15 protein-coding genes are annotated in these 20,700 nt (G+C 47.9%); 14 read left to right on the plus strand and 1 reads right to left on the minus strand.

Features of this window, described 5'->3' with window-relative positions; all coding sequences use genetic code 11:
* Positions 1-11 precede the first annotated feature (11 nt).
* Genes JNUCC31_RS31900 through JNUCC31_RS31910 form a run of 3 tightly spaced genes read left to right on the plus strand, consistent with a single transcriptional unit; the run spans position 12 to position 3,602 of the window.
* The gene (locus JNUCC31_RS31900; protein ID WP_192267285.1) at positions 12-923 is read left to right on the plus strand and encodes a carbohydrate ABC transporter permease; all 912 of its coding nucleotides are present in this window, start codon (positions 12-14) and stop codon (positions 921-923) included.
* A 38-nt stretch (positions 924-961) separates the two neighbouring features.
* The gene (locus tag JNUCC31_RS31905; protein WP_192267286.1) at positions 962-2,572 is read left to right on the plus strand and encodes an extracellular solute-binding protein; all 1,611 of its coding nucleotides are present in this window, start codon (positions 962-964) and stop codon (positions 2,570-2,572) included.
* Between the two features lie 16 nt (positions 2,573-2,588).
* Positions 2,589-3,602: a glycoside hydrolase family 130 protein gene (locus tag JNUCC31_RS31910; RefSeq protein WP_192267287.1), complete on the plus strand. Its 1,014-nt coding sequence runs from the start codon at positions 2,589-2,591 to the stop codon at positions 3,600-3,602.
* Between the two features lie 101 nt (positions 3,603-3,703).
* Here JNUCC31_RS31910 and JNUCC31_RS31915 read toward each other — a convergent pair whose 3' ends face one another.
* Entirely contained in the window at positions 3,704-6,040 is a 2,337-nt protein-coding gene (locus tag JNUCC31_RS31915; protein ID WP_192267288.1) for a helix-turn-helix domain-containing protein, read from the minus strand.
* 279 nt (positions 6,041-6,319) lie between these two features.
* On the opposite strand from JNUCC31_RS31915, the gene JNUCC31_RS31920 reads away from it, so the two are divergent.
* The 11 genes from JNUCC31_RS31920 (at position 6,320) to JNUCC31_RS31970 (ending at position 20,671) form a co-directional block, all read left to right on the plus strand.
* Positions 6,320-7,369, plus strand: coding sequence for an amidohydrolase/deacetylase family metallohydrolase (locus JNUCC31_RS31920; protein WP_267132533.1), 1,050 nt, complete (start codon positions 6,320-6,322; stop codon positions 7,367-7,369).
* Entirely contained in the window at positions 7,347-8,459 is a 1,113-nt protein-coding gene (locus JNUCC31_RS31925) for a DgaE family pyridoxal phosphate-dependent ammonia lyase (protein WP_192267290.1), read from the plus strand. Before JNUCC31_RS31920 ends, JNUCC31_RS31925 begins: the two co-directional genes overlap by 23 nt.
* On the plus strand, positions 8,452-9,207 hold the full coding sequence (dagF, locus tag JNUCC31_RS31930; RefSeq protein WP_192267291.1) for a 2-dehydro-3-deoxy-phosphogluconate aldolase: 756 nt from the start codon (positions 8,452-8,454) through the stop codon (positions 9,205-9,207). The genes JNUCC31_RS31925 and dagF overlap by 8 nt, the downstream gene beginning before the upstream one ends.
* On the plus strand, positions 9,200-10,213 hold the full coding sequence (locus JNUCC31_RS31935) for a sugar kinase (protein WP_192267292.1): 1,014 nt from the start codon (positions 9,200-9,202) through the stop codon (positions 10,211-10,213). The genes dagF and JNUCC31_RS31935 overlap by 8 nt, the downstream gene beginning before the upstream one ends.
* A 10-nt stretch (positions 10,214-10,223) precedes the next feature.
* A complete protein-coding gene (locus JNUCC31_RS31940) occupies positions 10,224-10,946 on the plus strand; it encodes a GntR family transcriptional regulator (protein ID WP_192267293.1) in 723 nt (240 codons plus the stop codon).
* Positions 10,947-11,283: 337 nt separating this feature from the next.
* Entirely contained in the window at positions 11,284-13,587 is a 2,304-nt protein-coding gene (locus JNUCC31_RS31945) for a copper amine oxidase N-terminal domain-containing protein (RefSeq protein ID WP_192267294.1), read from the plus strand.
* 247 nt (positions 13,588-13,834) lie between these two features.
* Positions 13,835-16,123 carry a preprotein translocase subunit SecA gene (locus JNUCC31_RS31950; RefSeq protein ID WP_192267295.1) on the plus strand — a complete coding sequence of 763 codons (2,289 nt, stop codon included), beginning with the start codon at positions 13,835-13,837 and terminating at the stop codon, positions 16,121-16,123.
* Between the two features lie 39 nt (positions 16,124-16,162).
* Entirely contained in the window at positions 16,163-16,876 is a 714-nt protein-coding gene (locus JNUCC31_RS31955) for a Rossmann-fold NAD(P)-binding domain-containing protein (RefSeq protein ID WP_228469351.1), read from the plus strand.
* Positions 16,877-17,188: 312 nt separating this feature from the next.
* Complete coding sequence (locus tag JNUCC31_RS31960; RefSeq protein ID WP_192267296.1) at positions 17,189-18,136, plus strand: ABC transporter permease; 948 nt, start codon at positions 17,189-17,191, stop codon at positions 18,134-18,136.
* A gap of 13 nt (positions 18,137-18,149) precedes the next feature.
* Entirely contained in the window at positions 18,150-19,019 is an 870-nt protein-coding gene (locus tag JNUCC31_RS31965) for a carbohydrate ABC transporter permease (protein WP_192267297.1), read from the plus strand.
* 65 nt (positions 19,020-19,084) lie between these two features.
* Positions 19,085-20,671, plus strand: coding sequence for an extracellular solute-binding protein (locus tag JNUCC31_RS31970; RefSeq protein ID WP_192267298.1), 1,587 nt, complete (start codon positions 19,085-19,087; stop codon positions 20,669-20,671).
* The last annotated feature ends 29 nt before the right edge of the window (positions 20,672-20,700 follow it).

The following is a 20,700-nucleotide window of genomic DNA, read 5'->3' on the forward strand; positions in this document are numbered from 1 at the left end:
AGTTGAAGTCAGTGGTTACTGCCATGAAAGAATCCAGGGGGGACAAGCTGTTCCTGATTAGTACCTATATCTATTTGGGCCTTGCACTGCTGGTGGTTCTCTATCCGCTAATCTATATTCTCAGCGCTTCAATCAGTTCACCGCAGGACGTCAATTCGGGAGCTATGTGGCTATTTCCGAAGAATGTGACACTGGATGGCTACAAGCTTGTATTTGAGAACCCGAAGATATGGAATGGTTACTGGAACACGATCATTTACACTGTAGTGGGGACTCTGGTCAATCTTGCCGTTACTCTGCCGGCCTCGTATGCACTAAGCAGATCTGATTTTGTCGGGCGCCAGTTGTTTATGGGTCTCATTCTGTTCACGATGTTCTTCAGCGGCGGAATCGTGCCGACGTATCTGCTGGTCAAGAATCTTGGCCTCATTAACAGTATGTGGGCATTGATCCTGCCCGTGGCCGCTTCGGTTTGGAATATTGTCGTAGCCCGCACCTTTTTTCAGACGACCATCCCAAAAGAACTGCAGGAAGCGGCGCATATTGACGGTTGTACGAATTTAAAGCTGTTTATACGCATTATTCTGCCGCTGTCGGCACCGATTGTGGCCGTTATGGCCCTGTTCTATGGAGTAAGCCATTGGAACAGCTACTTCCCGTCCCTGATCTATTTGAATGATGAAGCCAAGTATCCGCTGCAGATGGTTCTGCGCCAGATCCTTGTCCTTCAGGAAATGTCGGCCGAAACCACAGGCGCTTCGATCAATGGCGAGGTGGCGACCGCTATGAATAATAAGGCAGAAACAGCATCGCTGATCAAATACGGTGTCATCGTTGTCTCCACACTGCCCATCGTTGCAGTCTATCCGTTCCTGCAGCGTTACTTTGTACAGGGGGTCATGATTGGCTCTGTTAAGGGCTAAACGATTAGAAAGTTTATATAACAAGGGAGGAATTATTCATGCAGACCACACGCAAACCATGGAAGCTTCTGCTGTCTTCGGCTCTAGTTCTTACACTGCTGGCAGGATGCAGCAATTCAAATGAAGGTGCAGCAAATAAAAGTACCGGAGACGTTGCTGTGAATAAAGAAGGTTTCCCGATTGTCAATGAGTCCGTTACTCTGTCGCTTATGGCGCCGGATGTAGGAATTCAGAACTGGGAGAACATGGTGGTGCTTCAGCAGATGCAGGAGAAGACCGGCATTAAGCTGGAATACAAGAATGCACCGAAGGACAGCTTCGAGACCAAAAAGAATTTGGTACTCGCCAGCGGGGATTACCCGGATATCCTTTATGCTGCCGGTCTGACGACCGCAGAGCAGATGAATTATGGAGAGCAGGGTATCATCATACCCCTGGAGGATCTGATTGAAGAATACGCTCCCAATTTCAAGTCACTGCTGGAGGAGAATCCGGACGTCCGTAAATCAATTACAGCACCGGACGGGCATATCTATTCCTTGCCAGTAGTAGAACTTAGCCAGCACTGGTACCGCAATCCGATGTGGTATAACGGGGACTTCCTGAAGGCTCTGAATATCGACAAGCTTCCCGAAACGACGGAAGAGCTGTATACCTACCTGAAGCGTGTGAAGGAGGAAGATCCAAACGGCAATGGCAAAGCCGATGAAATTCCGATTTCCTCAGTGACAACACCAGCTGCGAACCTCCGCGATATCCGTACCTGGCTGCTTGGCGCATTCGGTATTTATGAAGAAGAAATTTATGTGGACGATGCGGACAAAGTGCATTATACACCGCTTGAAGAAGGTTATAAGGAATATTTGACCTATATGAACCGCCTGTGGTCCGAAGACCTGTTGGATCACGAGAGCTTCTCGCAGACAGCAGAGCAGAAGAAGGCCAAAACGCAGAATAATCAAGTTGCCCTCTTCTCAGACTGGCATGCCTACATGTCCAAGGGCGGAGAGCCTTCGACGGCAGATCCGATGTTTGCGCCCGTCCGCAGTGAATCCATTGCTGCTCCTGCGATTGCAAAGAACAGAGGAATCACAACTGGCGCATTTGCCATCACGGAAAGTAATCCCGCACCGGAAGCATCAATGCGCTGGGTGGATTATCTTTATTCCTATGAAGGTGCGATGTTCTTCAATAAAGGGCCGGAGGGCATTCTCTGGGAATACACTGACAAAGAGAACCGGGTTAAGAAGTACTTGCCGGTACCGGACGGCAAGGAAATGGAAGATTACCGGGCAACACTGACGCCCAACTACGGCATTCCTGCTCCAACCCTGTCCATGGATGATATTAGTAAGGGGCTGAAGACAGACTTTGACGTCTGGGTAGAGCAGGAAACCAAGCAGAAGCTTCTCGATAAAGGTGCACGGATTCCGTTCCCGACCTTGTTCTTCACCGTGGAGGAGCAGACCGAAATCAGCAGCCTTAATTCTGATTTGAGAACATATGTGAATCAGATGGAAGCGAAGTTCATCACCGGTGCCGAGCCGCTTACGGGTTGGGACAATTATGTGGCGACCGTCAAGAAAATGGGCGGAGAGCGTGTGGCCGAAATCAACCAAGCTGCCTATGACCGGTGGAAATCCAACTAATGCAGGAGGGATAGATATGCAAATTACGAGACATCCGGATAATCCTATTGTCGTTCCGGGCGGCTATGAATGGCGAAAGGTTACGGTCTTCAATCCTGCAGTCATCATTGATAACGGCAAATTTTATATGATTGAGCGCACCGCAGGGTCCCTGACGCCATGTAAGAATTACCTGGGGCTGCTTGAGAGCGAAGATGGCGTAAACTTTACCCATGTGAGGGATGAGCCGATTGTGACGCCCGATATGCTGGGTTTCCCTTATGGCAGTGTACAGGACCCGCGAATTGTCAAAATCGAAGGCACATTCTATTTGAACTACGCCCTGCGCCCTTGTGCAATGAGCTATTATCCTACTGGGGCAGGTGTTCCCTTGCGCTCTATTCCGGAATATCCGGACGGATGGGGGGAAGAGGAGGGGCATTGGCTGACCCGATCCTCTATTCTAAAATCGGATAACCTGTTGGATTGGGAGTTTGTGGCAGACACGACACCACTTGATATCAATGACCGGGACAACATTCTGTTCCCCGAGAAAATAGGCGGCAAATTCGTGCTGCTTCGCCGTCCCGAGGAATATGTGGGAGAAGCTTATGGAACAGATAAAGCGGCCATGTGGATTACCTACTCCGAGGATCTTGTGAACTGGGAAGAGCCCAAGCTGCTCGCCACCGCCGGAAGCCTGTCCTGGGAATCGCGGAAGATTGGAGGCTCCACGCCACCGGTACGCACGGACAAGGGCTGGCTGGTACTCTATCACGGCGTTGATGAGGACATTGTCTACCGCGTGGGGGCGATGCTGCTGGATTTGGAGCAGCCGGAGAAAATTATTGCCCGGACAGCGAATTTTATTATGGAGCCGGAGACGTATTATGAGAAGTTTGGGTTCCAGATTCCGAATGTCATCTTCCCAACCGGAAATGTGGTCAAAGACGGACTGCTCTATATCTATTACGGGGTAACGGATACAGCGATTGCGCTCGCAACGGTTCCTTTGGATGAGCTGGTGGAGCATATTCTCCAGGAAGCGTAGTAGCAAAATAACCACAAAATGAAGCTTAGCTTCAAGCATAAGGATTTATGTGCTTGGCGTTGTAATGTAAGCTTTCCAGAAAGGGCGGAAGGTCCGCCAACTTAAACCGGTCTTTTCGCGGCAGCCCCCTTCAAGGCATGTTCCTTGCGGTACTGCCCTGGCGTCAGACCGGTTTCTTTTTTGAACTTGCGAATGAAATTCGGCGTATCCAAATAACCGACCTGTTCAATTATTTCTTTGAGCGGTGCACTAGTGCTCTGTAGCAGCCGTATGACCTCATCCACACGCCGCTGCCAGATATATTGTGAGAAATTGCTGCCGGTTTTATCTTTGAAGCTACGGCTTAAATAAGAGGTTGAAATGGCAAACTTAAGCGCCACATGCTCCAGGCTGAGGGTGTAGTCTGCGAACTGCCTGTCCACATAAGCCAGAATGTCTTCCATTAATGAAGGCTCGCTTGTCTCCTTATTCTGTTCGACCTGCGCGCAGATAGCAGAAGCCAAAGAGAGCAGACGGTTCTCAAGCTCTTCGAGGGTTTCAAAGGAGGTCAATTCCGGCATGTTGGCGAACACTTCGTTCATGCCAAACTCAGAGGCTGTGCGCAAAAAAACGTTCAGCAAATCGAAGCAGATGCAGCGCAGCAAATGCACCTGCAGCGGCTCGTCTTTGATTTTATCAATGTTATCAGCAATCATCTGGGCGGCTACCGATTCATTGCCCTGCTTCAGACTCTGCTCCAGCTTCAGCATGGATTTACGCGGAATCCAGAAGCTCTGAGCAGCGGAAGGAACCAGTTCAGCGAGCTGCTCGAAGTAAGACACCTGCCCGCTGCGCCGGATCATCCGGTGCTCCAGAGCTGCCGCGGCTTCGATGAAGGATTGATTAAGGAGAGCCAGATCCCGATAGGCCGTACCAACTCCGATACTCAGAGACAGCTGCGAGTGTTTGCGGATTACCTCAAGAATGGCTTCAATAACCTGCTCCATCCGTCTGTGAACCGGTATATCCATATCGTCGGCAAGCGAAATAATCAGGGCAAACTGGTCCTTAACCGAGAATTCCACACCGAAGATCTGTGCATCGGGACCGGACAGACATACATTGCTCAGTATTTCCTGCAACAGATGGCGTTCCTGCCAGAACTTGTCGCCTGGCAGAGTTTCATCCCAGGATAGGATTGCCGAGAAATAGAGACCTTTTCCTTGAGGATGCTTGAAGCCTGCGCTGAGGATCATCTGCTCAATTTCAGGATCATCCGGCTTGCCGTGCTTGAGCAGCAGCAGCATGCACTGATTCCGGACGAAGGGTTCCTGAAGATCAATTCTGGCACTGTAATCGTGGAGAGTCTGCCGTATCCATTCCCATTCATTGCGGAGCTTGGGAGCATCAGGGCCACTTCCTCTCAGCTTCGCGAATTCCATTAGATCCCTAATTGGATGGTACTGTCGTTTGGCCAGCAGCAGTGCGGCAGCTATGCCGGTAATGACTGTTATACAGAAGACAATCAGAATCAGGGTCTGGACATGGGCGACACGACTGAAAAACTGGAAGCTTGGCATCGTTGTCACATAGGTCCAGCCATTTTCTTCAGATTGTACGGAAACGACGGAGTATGATTCCCCGTCCAGCTCCAGGTTATGAATACCTGGTTCAAGTGCGGATAAATTTCCAAGCTCGTCCTGGGGGAGGCTGACGCCATGGTTGTTCGCTGTTAGCACCTCTCCGGAGGGACCAAAAATATAGCTGCTGCCCGAAAAATCACTCAGAATTGAATCCATGACCCCGGTAAGATTGGATTCTTTCATTAAATAGAGAACGGTCCCGTATGGATACGGGTCATTCGGTTTAATGGGTACGAGCATGACGAGCATCGGATCCTTGCGGGAATTGACCGTTACATTCTCAGCGGGACGTACCAAGGGCTGCCGGGTTTCATTCAAATCTCGTCGCAATTCTTCCGAGGTCCAGTGCTCGAACTGATAATAGGAATCAAAGGTGACATGAAGATTAGCCAGACCGCGGTATGAATAGATGTTGGAATCGCCATGAAAATAGAGAAGCAGATCCTCTGCTATGTTGCTGCTGGCTTTGTAATTCGCCAGTGTCTGAATCGCCTCCAGGCTGTAATAGGGATGCCGTACCATATAGGGGGTCAGATGCCTGTCATAGGCGATTCTCCCCGCTAGTTCCTGAAGCTCCTTCATACGGGTATCAATGGTGCTCTTCACCTGATTGAGCTGATTGACATTGGATTGTTCAATTTCGACACGCAGGCCCTTGACAGCGTTCTCATAAACAAAAATGGTTACACCAGTTAGAGGGATAAGAAATATTAAGATGTAGGAAAATGCATATTTCAGCAGAAGCCTTGATTTGAAATGATTCCAGCTGAGCCGGAACCTTTTGAGCAAGGATGGCTTGAGTGCCGGATTTGCCATAAAACAGTCCCTCCAGAGTTAAATATTCGGATGATAGATCTTGGGATTATAAATCACTGTTCTCTTCTAGATTACACCGTGCTAATATAAACATTATAACATTATAATCTTTAAAGTGGAGCAGCTCACCACGTTTATTATTCAATTTTGAGATGTTTTGCTTCAAAGACACTAATCATCTTTTTGAATTTTTTCTGTATACCGGGGTTGAAGAAGGAGATGGGATGAGTGGGCACAGAGAATGTGCTGCGCAATTTGCAGCTTGTGGATGGGCGAATAATGGATATAGCCATTCAGGATGGGATTATCACCGCCATTACACCGGCAGCCCACGCGGAAGGAGAGAGCGGGCTAGACTGTACAGGGTTATATGTGTCCAGCGGATGGATTGATTTGCATGTGCACGCCGTGCCGGAGCTTGATCCCTATGGCGATGATATCGACGAAATTGGAGTGAAGCAGGGAGTAACGACACTGGTGGATGCCGGAAGCTGTGGTGCAGATCGAATAGGAACTTTGTATACCGCAAGTCTGAAGGCTGATACCCGAGTGTTTGCTCTGTTAAATATTTCGAGAATCGGGCTTGAACGGACAGATGAATTGTCTCAGCTGGAATGGATTGACCGGGACAAGGTTCTGGAGGCGGCAGTGACCTATCCTGAATTCATCGTCGGTCTGAAAGCCCGCATCAGCCAGAGTGTTGTCAAAGACAGCGGTATACAGCCGCTCAAGCTGGCACGCACTCTGTCGGAAGAAACGAAGCTTCCGCTCATGGTGCATATTGGCTCTGCTCCGCCCGCGATATCCGAGGTGCTGGAGCTGCTGCAACCGGGTGATGTAATCACCCATTACCTTAACGGCAAGTCCAACAATCTGTTCCACGCGGACGGCACTCCCCTGCAAGGGTTGCTGGATGCAGCTGCCCGAGGAGTTCATCTGGATGTAGGGCATGGCACGGCGAGCTTCTCCTTCCAGATTGCAGAACAGGCCAAGGCGGCAGGCATTGCGCTGAATACCATCAGTACGGATATCTACCGCGGCAATCGTCTTAACGGACCGGTGTACAGTATGTCAAATGTGCTGACAAAATTTTTGATTCTCGGCTACAGCCTGGAAGAGGTCATCCAAGCTGTAACAAGCAGCGCAGCGAAGTGGCTCGGCAAGCCGGAGCTTGGAGAGATAAGGGTGGGACAGCAAGCCAACCTGACTTTGTTTGCACTGGAAGCAGGTGAGAAGCAGCTTAAGGATTCGGAAGGCGATGTTCGGGTTGCGCAGTACTATATTGAGGCTAAAGGAGTCTTTACGAATGGGTCATTCATTACAGGCTAGATATGGATTGAAACGGGTTATTAATGCCAGTGGAAGAATGAGCATCCTTGGTGTTTCCGCACCAACAGATTCGGTCATGGAGGCAATGAAGCAGGGCGGACAGCAGTACGTGGAAATTGCGGATCTTGTGGACAAATCCGGAGAATATATTGCACGACTGCTTGGTTCTGAAGGGGCGGTTGTCGTGAACTCGGCATCCAGCGGCATTGCGCTGTCGGTGGCAGCCTTTGTGACTTCCGGAGATCCAAGGCTCAGCCTTCGACTGCATCAGGAGCCGGTATTGAAAAATGAGATTATTATGCTGAAGGGCCATAACGTGCAATATGGAGCGCCGGTCGAAACCATGGTATTTCTTGGCGGAGGCAGAGTGGTGGAAGTTGGATATGCCAATGAAGGCCGCAAAGAGCATATTGAACAGGCGATTGGTGAACGCACCGCAGCCATTCTTTATGTCAAATCCCACCACGCCGTCCAGAAGAACATGATTTCTGTAGAGGAAGCGTGGGAGGTTGCAGTGCGCAGAGGAGTGCCACTGATCGTCGATGCGGCAGCGGAAGAGGATCTGCGCAAATATGTCCAGTATTCGGATCTGGCGATTTACAGCGGATCAAAAGCTATTGAAGGCCCTACCTCAGGCATCGTCGCCGGCAAAATGAAATATGTCGAGTGGCTAAAGGTACAGCTGCACGGGATCGGGCGCAGCATGAAGGTCGGCAAAGAGACCACCTTCGGGCTGCTTCAGGCTTTGGATGAATACCAGGACAAAGCCGACAACAGTGAACGGGAGAGACACGCGCTGGAGGCTCTTCAGCCGCTTGAGGGGCTTCCTGGAGTTTCAATCCGCATCGTGCAGGATGAAGCGGGCAGAGCGATTTTCCGTGGGCGCATCCAGATTGATTCCTCTGTTGCCGGAGTGGATGCGAGGCATGTTAATGATCGGCTGCGTGAAGGCGTAATTGCCGTATACACCAGGGATTATGGGGTTAAGCAGGGGTATTTCGATATTGATCCAAGGTCGCTTCAAGGTGATGATCTTCAGGTCATCGTCAGCAGAATACATGAAATCGTGGGGGGAAACAAGAATGAGTAATATTCTGCAGCGTCTATATAAGAACAGAGCCGCACTTAATGTACTGGCAGGCAGTATCGAGAACGCGAAGGAAGTGTACGAGGCTGCGGAAGGATATATTTTGGTAGGTGTGCTTTCCAAAAATTATGCTACGGCGGAGGAAGCGGCAGCCGCGATGACCCTATACGGTCAGACGATCGAGGACGCTGTATCCATCGGACTGGGGGCCGGAGACAATCGACAGGCGGCAGTTGTGGCGGAGATTGCCGCAAGTTACCCGGGAAGCCATATCAATCAGGTTTTTCCAGCAGTGGGGGCAACTCGTGCCAATCTGGGCGCCCGAGACAGCTGGATTAACAGCCTGGTCTCTCCCTGCGGGAAGCCGGGTTATGTGAATATATCGACCGGTCCCGTCAGCTCGGGGGCGGAGGAACAGGCCCTTGTTCCGGTTCATGCCGCCATTGCGCTGGTTCGTGACATGGGCGGCAATGCGCTGAAATATTATCCCATGCAGGGGTTGCAATTGGAGGAGGAGTACCGTGCTGTTGCCAAGGCCTGCGGGGAAGCCGGATTTGCCCTGGAGCCTACGGGCGGAATCGGCTTGGATAACTTCGGACCCATTTTGGAGATTGCACTTCAGGCTGGGGTGCCCCAGGTTATCCCGCATGTGTATTCATCTATTATTGATCCGCAGACGGGAAGTACGAACGTCCAGGATGTGGTCAGATTGCTTGAAACGATGAAATCTCTGGTGGACCGGTATGCCTAGGATTGCGGCTTTTGGTGAAGTAATGATGCGGCTGCAGGTCCCGGGCCATGAAACGCTGGTCCAGAGCAACAGGCTGGAGTATTCTTTTTCCGGCAGCGGGGTTAATGTAACGGCAGCACTGGCTGGGTACGGCCATAACGGTTCGCTTATTACTACCTTACCGGAAACACCGGTTGGCGAAGCGGCAATTGCTTACTTGCGTAAACTTGGGGTGGATACCTCACTAATTAGCCGGGGAGGCAAACAGCTGGGCATGTACTTTCTGGAGAATGGCTTTGGAGCCCGCCCCGGCAGAGTCACTTACACAGATCGGCTGGGCAGCAGCTTCAATACCGCGGAGGCAGGCAATTACGATATGGTTGCTCTTGCCTCCCGGATCGACGTTCTTCATTTATGCGGAATTACGCTGTCTATGAATGATGGTGTGCGCAAGCAAATGAAACAGCTTGCTGCGGAAGTGAAAAGAGCCGGGGGCAAAGTTGTTTTTGACTGCAATTACCGTCCAGCATTATGGGGAGCGGATGGCTATGCCAAGGCCCGCCCGCATTATGAAGAACTGCTGGAGCTGACGGACCTGGTGCTGATGAATGAGAAAGATGCACTGTTTATCCTTGGCTTTGGAGCTGGAGGATATGATAGAATGACACAGTTGAAGCAGGCGATTCCCGAAGTGGTTGAGCGCTTCGGAATCGGAACGGCAGCGGGAACCCACCGTGAGATTAACGCTGACCATACGCATTCCCTGACAGGATATATCTATCATCAAGGTACGTTTCTGTTTTCTCGCAAGCTGACTTTCCCGGTGTATGACCGGATCGGTGCCGGTGATGCCTTTGCCAGCGCCATCATTCATGGGGAATTGCAGCAATATCCGCAGCAGCAGACGGTCAATATGGCAGCGGCAGCAGCAATGCTGGCTCATACCACTCAAGGTGATACAGCGCTTTTTACCGAGAACGAGGTACTCCGAGCGCTGTCGGACCATACCTTAGATGTTGAAAGGTAGTGAACAACGAGTGTCTTTGAAACGCAAGCAAGGCCCTTTATATCAGCAAATCCAGAAAATACTCAAAGACCGGATTTTGCATGGCGTATATCCTTTAGGGAGCATCATCCCCTCCGAACCGCAGCTGGAGAAGGAATTTGGTGTCAGTAAAATGACGGTCCGCGGCGCGGTTCAGGAGCTTTCCCAGGAAGGTTATGTACAGAAGAAAAGCGGTATTGGAACGATTGTCATGCGCAATACCTCCCATCAGAAGCTCTCTAAGGGCAAACGGTTTACAGAGCTGCTCGTAGAAGAGGGACACAAGCTGGAAAAGAAACAGCTGAAATCCCAGTTAATTTCGAATGATGCCGGTACGGAGGAATATGACCGATACGGGCCGTATTGTCAGCGAATTGAACGGCTCTATATTTTGAATGGACAGCCTTATATTCATCTGATACACTTCTTGGCTGCAGCTGCATTGCCCGGTGGAGGTATAGCAGAAATGGTCACAAACATTCAGTCGCTGTATGACTCACTGGAGGAGAACGACATTGCGCTGGAAAACTTCAGAGACCGTTTCTTTGTAGAGAAGGCAACTCCTGAGGTGTGTCAGTTGCTGGAGATCCCACCAGGGACGCATGTGCTCAAACGCCTGCGTAACTCTTTCGATGGGGAAGGCAGACTCATTGAGCACAGTATCGGCTGCTATAACACAGAGCTTCATCACTATCTGGTCAATTACGATACTTGAAGCCGATTAAGCAGTTGCCGGATAGTTCGATAAGCAGCAGCCGTGTGGTTTGAAAGATGGCGTGTGAGCGGGGCATTGCAAACGGCTTAGTACTTTAGGGGAATTAAGGTTGGCCTGAATTGAGGCTTACACCAGCAGTAAACCACGGAATCCCGTGGTTTTTTTATTTTATCCGTAAAAGCTCTTGTTACGTAATACGGTTCGATATGAACATGTCTGGTACTAAATCCACAATTTACAAATTCACTAGAAACTTTTTCCTGAAACTAGCGTCTAATACTATGACTTTTTATGTAGGTAAACATTACTTGGGAGCAGAAGGAGCCAAAGACAAAGCATGAATCTGAAGAAGAAATTGTCCATTTTTACCGCTTTAGCCGTTATTCAAGCATTTGCAGTCGGTTCTGTGAGTGCGCAATCAACACCGCAAGATGACACAGCGTCAGTAAATACAGCCACAACAGAATCGGTTGAGGTGCTAAAGCAAGAGCAACCAATTGCAGAGCAAGAAGTGAAAACGGGTAGCAGTAACGCATCCAGCAGTACTCCGTCCACTAAGGTAAAAGAAAACGCAACTTCAGCAGCCACTGAGGCAACACCTAAAACAGATATCGAAAAATCCGCCATTGATGGCGAAGAGGAAGCTACTACAACCGAAACTAAAACGGGATCTACGATCCAGGAAGGAACCACTGAGGATGCTGAAACTCAAGCTACACCTGCTCAAATAGAGCAACCATCCATTGATGGAAATTCTGCCGTAGCAGCAGGTGGCAATCTGACGTTGTACATGAATAGCAACAAAATGGAGCAGGATGGCAAAACGTATCTTGCTGGCCAGCCAATGACTGTAAAAAACGGTGTATCCTATGTTGCGATCCGCGCACTCGTGGACCGTGTGGGATACGGGGTCAAATACGATAACAAAACCAAGGAAACCATCATCATCAGTGGTGCTAATGAGCTCCGATTCAAAACCAACAGCACGGTCTATACCGTAAATGGAGAGTCCAGAACGATGAAGGGCCCTGCTTATCAGCAAAAAAATACGTTTATGGTGCCGTTAACTTCCATTACTCAAGCTCTGAACATCACCTATAAAGTGAATCAGTCCGCTAAAACGGTTGTGCTGAATCTAAATACTAAACCCGTAGCAAGCTTTGTGATTTCCCAAAAGGAAATTTTTGTGGGCGATAAGGTGGACTATATAACTTCTTACGTTTCTCCAAATGGACTGAAGATCGTTGACGAACGCTGGACAGGTCGTCAGGAATCGTTTGATCAAGCGGGTACATATACGATTTCATATCAAGTTCAGGATTCAAGCGGCCAATGGAGTGATCCCTATACCATTACGATTCAAGTTCTGAGTCCTAATCTTCCCCCTGTAGCCATGTTCACAACCGACAAGGAACAATATAAAATGGGCGAAAAAATAACGTATATTGACCAGAGTACAGATGATGAAAACAGCATTGAAAAAACGGTATGGGAAAACAATTCGCTGGCCTTCTTTGAACCCGGTCCCAAAACGGTGACACTCACCGTTACTGACAATCACGGCGCGACGAACACGTACTCCAAAGTTATAACTATAACCAATGAGACATTATATTCATTTTCCGATTTTAATTTACTCTTCACGCCGGTAGGACAGAAATTTACCTTTAACGGTGGCGAAGTGACTTCTATGGAAAAAGTACCTTATACGTACACGGATGAGCCAAGTCTGCTGATCCGCAGCAACAGTCCGGAAACGGTGAATACGGAAGGCATCGTATATAAAGAATCGTCTTCGGGTCAGACACGTTTCATGATTCATCATGTCAACAATACAGGCAAAAGAGTAAAAATGTACGTTATTGTAACAAATAACAATCCAAATATAGCAGTATTCGAGCAACAAAATATGGGTTTTGCAGGACCTACTCCTTATGCTACTGTAGCTGGAAAACTGTCTATTGATAAATGGTTTAAGTCGATCCAGACCGGAGCCGATAAAAAGAAAGAGGTTATTCAACCTGGAGAAAGTAAACTGATTTTGACCGAACTAAATAAAACTCCGATGAAAGAAGGACAAGTGATCTCACTCTATTCGGATGCTTACAGTGATTATTCCCTGGACTATAACGTTATTCTGGTCGAAGAAAATAAAGATCCGTTCGAGGCTTTGCCTATGCTGCCTGTGCTTGATCGTGACGGTGTGCACAACCGTGGAACGTACCCGAATGCGACTCGTATCATAACGTATGATCAGCAAGTGGGAGCCAAACCAGCTCGTCTTCCGCTTGGTGATAACGCAAGCGATCCCAATCTGGTTGGAACCGATCCAATGGCTTATACAGATGCGTCCAATGCGGGTAATTTCGGCGTATTATACAAAATCACGTTGAACAATGTCGCTCCGCGTACACTAATCTCATTTAACCCTCGTGGAGGGAAGTACTCAGGCGTTGCTCTAGTGAACAATCAGGTTATATCCATTGCTGATGGTAACGCTGCTGTTAGCAATTCAAGTGAACAAAGCGTTCTTTACCGCACAGGGGCATATGGAGAGAGCGTAACGATTCTTTTCTCTGCTGCGCCAGGAAGCAACCTGCCGGTCAATCTGCTCTTTACACCGCTCCCATCGGAGAAGTAATGTAGTTGACTCTCAAAAGCTAGAGCGGGAACGAATTGAGTTGGCTGGCGTGTTAACCATCGAAAGAAGAGACTCCATAAGGGAGTCTTTTCTTTTCACTGGGCAATATGAGGACATACGGAACAGATGCCGCTTAAAGAGCCATATGAGCTGCTACATATAGATTTTTAGATCAACTTGGCGAATACGAGCTTACGATTTAAGTCATTTCTTACACTTATTTCTACCGAGGAGGAATCAAATTCCAATGAATGTAATCGTCAAGTTGATACGTGAATTCAAAGAACGCGACACCCGGCGTTTGTTGAAAGATTATCGGGACAAAGTGGAGCTTATCAGGAAACGGAATTTGGAAGCTTGGGACGATCAGCGGCTGCAGGCGGAATCCCTTCGGCTGCAAGAAGAAGCAAGATCAGGCACGCCTTTGGATGAGCTGCTTGTCGATGCTTATGCGTTAGTCTGCGAGGCGGCGAAGAGGACTCTCGGATTACAGCCTTACGATGTCCAAATCATGGCTGCTATCGCTTTGCACGAGAGATATTTGATCGAACAGCATACCGGTGAAGGAAAAACACTCTCTGCTGTTATGCCTGCTTATCTCAACGCGTTGACAGGCGAAGGCGTTCATGTGCTGACTTTTAACGACTACTTGGCAAATCGAGATGCGGAGTGGATGGGCCCGATCTACCGCTTCCTCGGGTTAACCGTAAGTTCGGTTCAAGCCGGCATGAGCCTGTTCGAGAAACGGGAAGCGTACGCCAAGGACATAACCTATGTTACGGCTAAAGAAGCTGGGTTCGATTATTTGCGCGACACAATCGCATTAAATGAAGCTGATACCGTACACCGTCCTTTCCACTATGTCGTCGTCGACGAAGCGGACTCACTTCTTCTTGATGAAGCGCGGGTGCCGCTAGTCATTAGTGGCGATTCGAGTTCTTCCAAGAGTGATGGTGTTCTTTTCGCAGAAGTGGCCCGGCAGCTCCAGCCAGTTGAGCATTACGATTTTGACGAGTTCCAGCGGAACGTTTACTTGAATGATGCGGGTGCTGCGAAAGCGGAGCTGCTGCTGGGATGCGGCAATTTGTACGATAGCCATAATAGTCATTTGTTAACGTCATTGAATTGTGCGCTGCATGTGGAATCGTTATTAAAAAAAGACGTCGATTACATCGTCCGGGACGGTGAAATTGAGCTAATCGAAGAACATACCGGCCGTGTGGCCGAGAACAGGTATTTGCCGGACGGGCTGCAAGCTGCGCTTGTGGCGAAAGAAGGGTTGCAGTGGAAGGCCGGTGGTAGAATTCTCGGTACGATCACCATTCAACACTTCATTAGCCTGTACTCAGGAATTTGCGGAATGACGGCTACGGCGCACGCTTCAGCAATGGAATTCGAGGATATCTATGCGCTGCAGGTCGTGCAAATTCCGCCGAACCAGCCAAATATACGGATCGACCACCAGCATCGGATTTACACTCATAAAGAAGCCAAATATAAGGCTCTTATACAAGAAATCTCTTCTGTCCATAGGGTGGGACGCCCCATTCTTATTGGTACGTCAAGCGTCGAGGAGTCTGACATGCTGGCGGAGGAACTTGCGGTTGCCGGCGTACCTTGCCAGGTTCTCAATGCAAAAAACGATGCGAAAGAAGCCGAAATCATCGCCAAAGCGGGAGAAATCGGGGCCGTAACGGTATCTACGAATATGGCAGGGCGCGGCGTCGACATTCGTCTCGGCGGCGGTAATCCCGCTCAGGCAGAAGTGGTTGCCAAGCTGGGCGGATTATACGTGATAGGTACACATGTGAACGAAAGCATGCGGATAGATAACCAGCTGCGCGGGCGCTCTGGCCGCCAAGGTGACCCGGGAGCTTCCGTGTTTTATATAAGCCTGGAAGATGAGTTGATGCTTCGGTTCGGCATTCATAGACTGTTTCGCGCTCCCAGGAAGGACGAGGTTCTTGATGATCCGGGGCTCCGCAGCAAAATCGAGCATATTCAGCGCGTTATCATAGGTCAAAACTTCGATATTCAGCGGGAATTGAACGGTTATTCGGATATGGTGGAGGGTCAGAGGCGAATCCTATACGAAGAACGGCTCGGAATATTAAAAGGCGAGAGACCGATGAGCCCATCAGAGCAGCGGGTACGGCTTTTTTATATCGACGAGTTCTGGGCTGACCATCTGGCATACGTTTCTTACATTCGCGAAAGCATCCATCTTGAGAGCATTACCAGTCGCAACCCGATCGATGAGTTTCATACGCAAATTACCCAAGCATTCGAGCAAATTCCGGCTAAAATAGATCATGAGTCGGCGAATATGCTTAGAAAACTTGGAGGTTCGAATGATCCGGCGAAATGGGAAGAGTTCGGTCTGAAGAGTCCTATTTCGACTCGGACTTATATGATCAACGATCAATACAGCCAAGATAAGCGCAGCTCATGGACCGGAACGACGGTATTTGCTTTTTGGGGACGCGAGATTTTGAGGTTGGTACTGTGGCCGGTACATCGGCTGTCAAAATATTGATGGGAGCGTGACGATCGATGAACAGTAGAGAAAGGTTCATTGGTTCAATTCCCAGCCGAGGTGGCTCGGGGTGTTTTAGAGGATCTGGATTTACTGCGCAGCTGTGCAGCTACTTCAGACGGCGTTATTCATCTGGCATTTAACCACGATTTCTCTAATTTCGCAGCATCACTGGCAACTGATCTAGGCGCCATCGAAGCGATGGGAGAGGCGCTTGTCGGCTCCGGTAAACCACTTGTTATTACAGCACATGCGAATGGTAAAACATCGGAGGATGCGGCACTTGCGTTTATAGAACAAGGCGTGAGAGCATCGATCGTCTCGCTTGCACCTTCCGTTTATGGAGAAGGAGATAAAGGCTTCGTGCCGGAATTAATCCGGATCGCTCAGGAAAGAGGCTCTTCGGCATACATTGGAGACGGCTCTAACCGTTGGCCAGCGATTCATCGCTTGGATGCGGCAGTTTTGTTCCGCCTCGCTGTAGAATCTGCGCCTGCAGGCTCACGACTGGATGGCGTGCATGATGAAGGCATTGCGTTCAGCGACATTGCCGCAGCTATTGGTCGTTATGTGGATGTGCCGGTAATCAGTATCCCTCCTGAAGAAGCGCAAACCATCTTCGGTTTTCTAGGCATGATTGCGTCGCTTGACTTAGCAAGATCAAGTGAAGAGACGAAGGAACTGCTTGGCTGGAAGCCTGTCCAACATGGACTTCTCACAGATCTGGAGCAAGGACATTATTTCTCAAAATAGCTAACCGGAATGAAACAAACGTCTTGCTGTCGATGTTATATTTAACAAAAAAATCATCGTTGCCTAAGTACTAACTAGGTAACGATGATTTTTTTGTTTTTTTAAATTTTTATCAACCTTCATCTAAACTATCCAAGAAGGCTAGTTTTCGCGGTACAAGTCCAAGATAAGCAATTAATCAACTGTTCGGTACTGACCACAAAAGGGGATGGCACACTTACTTAATATCTTGTAAGAAATTCTTGAAATTTCAGAAATTTATCCGATAGGGGGGTGCTAATATACAAATACAAACCAAGACGAGGTGATGATATGCAAACAAAATTGGCAGCGGACGCCATTCCCCTCTCCAAAAAGCGAAAGTCATGGATAAGGACGATCCAAAAATATAAAGTGATGTATGCTCTCTTATTACCAGCCTTAATTTACTTTGCCGTATTCAAATACATTCCTATGGCAGGAATATTGATTGCTTTTAAAAACTACAACCTGGCTTTGGGAGTATGGGATAGCCCGTGGGTGGGATTCAAAAATTTCACGGATTTTATGAACGGCGTTTATTTCTGGGACATCATGAAAAATACGATTGTTATATCGCTCTATAAGCTGTTGTTCGGTTTCTCCGCTCCCATCCTACTTGCTTTACTGCTCAATGAAGTTCATACCCAATGGTTTAAGAAAATCGTTCAAACCATTACTTATTTACCCCACTTTCTGTCTTGGGTCATTGTGTATGGATTGATGGTAGCATTATTAGCCCCAGGCGATGGCCTTTTTAATATGATTTTGAAAGAAAGTGGTTTTCAGCCCATTTCATTTCTAACGGAGCCTGCTTGGGGAAGACTGCTGGTCATCGCATCTGAAATATGGAAGGACATTGGATGGGGAGCGATACTATACCTCGCCGCATTAGCAGGTATTGATCCAAGCTTATATGAAGCGGCTCGAATGGATGGCGCTTCCAAATGGAGACAGCTCTGGCATATCACTTTACCAGGCATTCGAGGAGTCATTATTCTGATGCTGATTCTTAAATTAAGCCATATTCTGGATGCCGGCTTTGACCAAATATTCATGTTTGCCAACACCTTTAACCAGGAGAAGATCGACATTATCGACACATGGGTATACCGTGAAGGGTTGGAGCGTCTTAAGATTGGCTTGGCTACTGCTGTAGGATTGTTTAAAGCTGTCATTGGATTTGGTTTAGTTTTAGCAGCGAATAAGCTCGCCAAAAAATTCGATGGGCAAATCTGGTGAGGTGGTTAACAAAATGATCAATTTGACAATCGGGGAAAAAGTCTGGCAATCCGTCGTTTATGTTATTCTTATTTTTTTATCACTACTTTGTTTACTGCCCTTTCTATATGTGATTGCTGTCTCAGTGACGCCAGAATCAGAAGTATTAAGAAGAGGGATTGTGATTATACCAGAATCTTTTACCTTTCTGGCCTATAAAGAAGTATTCGTTTCTCATGGGATCTGGCAGGCGTATAAAATTACGTTGTTTCGAACGATTGTAGGTACGATGCTTAATGTGCTTTTTACGGTTTTAGCAGCTTATCCGTTATCCAAAAAGTATTTGCCGGGACGCAGTCCGTTTTTACTATTCATTGTGTTTACCATGATGTTTAGTGGGGGGTTAATTCCGACTTATCTACTAATTCGCTCTCTGGGGTTGCTAAACAGTCCGTGGGTATTGGTTATTCCAAATCTCATTAGTGCATTTAATCTGGTGATCATTAAAGGCTTTTTCGAGCAATTGCCTGGTGAAATCGAGGAATCAGCGAGGGTTGACGGTGCAAGTGAACTTCAATCGTTATGGCGGATCATTTTACCACTGTCTTTGCCCGTCATTTCCACCATTTCTTTATTTTACGCAGTGGGGCATTGGAACAGTTATTTTGATGCCATTGTTTATATCAATGATTCCAACTTCATGCCGCTTCAAGTCGTCTTACGCAACATCCTGCTTAACGTCGCAACACAAAGCGCTGAGTCGCTCGCCAATTCCGGAACGGTGAGTACGTTCGCTGTCCAGATGGCTACCGTTGTTGTGACTACGGTTCCGATTTTGATCGTTTACCCATTTTTACAAAAGCATTTTACCAAAGGTGTGCTCTTGGGATCCGTTAAAGGTTAAAAGGTGTTCCAACCTAACTTATTACGGGGAAACCGTGATAATATACAATCAAAGGAGAGGTCAATATGCAGCGTAAGAAGTTATCATATGCTATTCTGTCGGCAATCTTAGGACTGGGAACGCTACTGTCAGGATGTGGAGGAAACGAAGAGGTTACATCAACAGCTTCTAGTCATTCGCCAGGGCAGTCTGGTCAGTTTGAAACCAAAATGAAAATCTCGATGTTTAACCAAGGTACTTTCAATGCTGCTGCTCCAATCCCTCCACGGGATGAAGATATTCAACGCCAGATGTTGGAGAAAGAGATGAACATCGACTTGGATATGATGATTCCTCAAGCTGGGCAAGCAACAACCAAACTGAATACGCTCATTGCTGGTGGAGATATTCCAGATTTGATTTTCTTAAAGAGCCGGGCTGATCTCGCTCAATATTATGACCAAGGCGTTCTTGCAGATTTGACACCGTATCTGGATCAATTCCCTGAATTGCAGAAACGATTTGGCGACGACTCCTGGGAGGCAATGTCCTATCAAGGAAAAACGATCGGAGTTCCAGGCTATGATAATGTTAACGGTATCAGCCGAAGTTTCTTCATCCGCAATGATTGGCTGAAAAAGCTGAATATGGATGTGCCAACGACACCTGATGAGCTGTTCGAAGTTATGAAAGCCTTTACAGAGCAAGACCCGGACGGTAATGGCAAAAACGATACGTACGGATTTATCGGCGGTATGAATAAAGAAGGTAATCTGCAAACCTACGGCTTCGATAGCTTGATGTGGATGTTTGGCGTCAATCCTCCTTCGGCCGTTGAAATAAAAGATAATGAACCGATCTTCCTGTTTATCGATCCCAAAATGAAAGAGGCGCTCGCTTACATTAACAAAATGATGGCAGCTAAAGTGGTAGACCCAGACTGGGTGACGATGAATTCGCCTGATCTGTTGGACCAAAAGATGTTTAAGGGTAAAGTTGGCTTCATGATCAGAGATGCCCGCAGACTGGAGCCGGATTATCAGCAGAAAATGAAAGAAATTAGTGGCGAGGTGCCGGAATGGATTGTCATTCCTCCGATGAAAGGTCCTTACGGTGATCAAATTGTAGAGAGAAAATCGTTCCAAGGCAATTCATGGGCTATTTCTGCGAAAGCGGATAAGGACAAAATCATTCGAATCCTGTCCATGCTGAATTATCTCTTTACGGACGAAGAAGCCTATCCGAACTTTGCATACGGAATTAAAGGTATTCATTGGGATGTGGTGGACGGCAAAATCAAAAATAAAACCTCCGAATTATCGAAGGAAATGAAAGAGAAGTACCTGTGGGTCGATCATTATAGAATGCCGCGCCGTGGTGATGATGCGGAGTACTTCAGCTTCCAGAATCCGAAGACGGCAGAGGCATTCAAGAATAATCAGCAATATGTGGGGCCAACGTTGCCCGGAAATTTATTGACCCCAGACCCAAGCGATACCTTGGATGCTGACCGCCAACGTTTCATTAATGAAAGCTTGGTTAAATTTATGACGGGCAAAGATCCTCTTTCCAACTGGGACAATTTCCTCCAAACCTTGGATACCAAGTTTGACATGCAGAAATATAAGGATTCAGCAATCAAGCAATTTAAAGAAGCCGGCCTTATCAAATAAAATATAAACGAAGAGAGTGGCTATTCGTA

Origin of the sequence: Paenibacillus sp. JNUCC-31 (assembly GCF_014844075.1) — a bacterium.
In the GTDB taxonomy this organism is placed as follows: Bacteria; Bacillota; Bacilli; order Paenibacillales; family Paenibacillaceae; genus Paenibacillus.

Bases quoted from the DNA above. Each gene is read 5' to 3' on its own strand.
- JNUCC31_RS31905 (WP_192267286.1), top strand. From the start codon at position 962: ATGCAGACCACACGCAAACCATGGAAGCTTCTGCTGTCTTCGGCTCTA.
- JNUCC31_RS31910 (WP_192267287.1), top strand. From the start codon at position 2,589: ATGCAAATTACGAGACATCCGGATAATCCTATTGTCGTTCCGGGCGGC.
- JNUCC31_RS31915 (WP_192267288.1), bottom strand. From the start codon at position 6,040: ATGGCAAATCCGGCACTCAAGCCATCCTTGCTCAAAAGGTTCCGGCTC.
- JNUCC31_RS31920 (WP_267132533.1), top strand. From the start codon at position 6,320: ATGGATATAGCCATTCAGGATGGGATTATCACCGCCATTACACCGGCA.
- JNUCC31_RS31925 (WP_192267290.1), top strand. From the start codon at position 7,347: ATGGGTCATTCATTACAGGCTAGATATGGATTGAAACGGGTTATTAAT.
- dagF (WP_192267291.1), top strand. From the start codon at position 8,452: ATGAGTAATATTCTGCAGCGTCTATATAAGAACAGAGCCGCACTTAAT.
- JNUCC31_RS31935 (WP_192267292.1), top strand. From the start codon at position 9,200: ATGCCTAGGATTGCGGCTTTTGGTGAAGTAATGATGCGGCTGCAGGTC.
- JNUCC31_RS31945 (WP_192267294.1), top strand. From the start codon at position 11,284: ATGAATCTGAAGAAGAAATTGTCCATTTTTACCGCTTTAGCCGTTATT.
- JNUCC31_RS31950 (WP_192267295.1), top strand. From the start codon at position 13,835: ATGAATGTAATCGTCAAGTTGATACGTGAATTCAAAGAACGCGACACC.
- JNUCC31_RS31960 (WP_192267296.1), top strand. From the start codon at position 17,189: ATGCAAACAAAATTGGCAGCGGACGCCATTCCCCTCTCCAAAAAGCGA.
- JNUCC31_RS31965 (WP_192267297.1), top strand. From the start codon at position 18,150: ATGATCAATTTGACAATCGGGGAAAAAGTCTGGCAATCCGTCGTTTAT.
- JNUCC31_RS31970 (WP_192267298.1), top strand. From the start codon at position 19,085: ATGCAGCGTAAGAAGTTATCATATGCTATTCTGTCGGCAATCTTAGGA.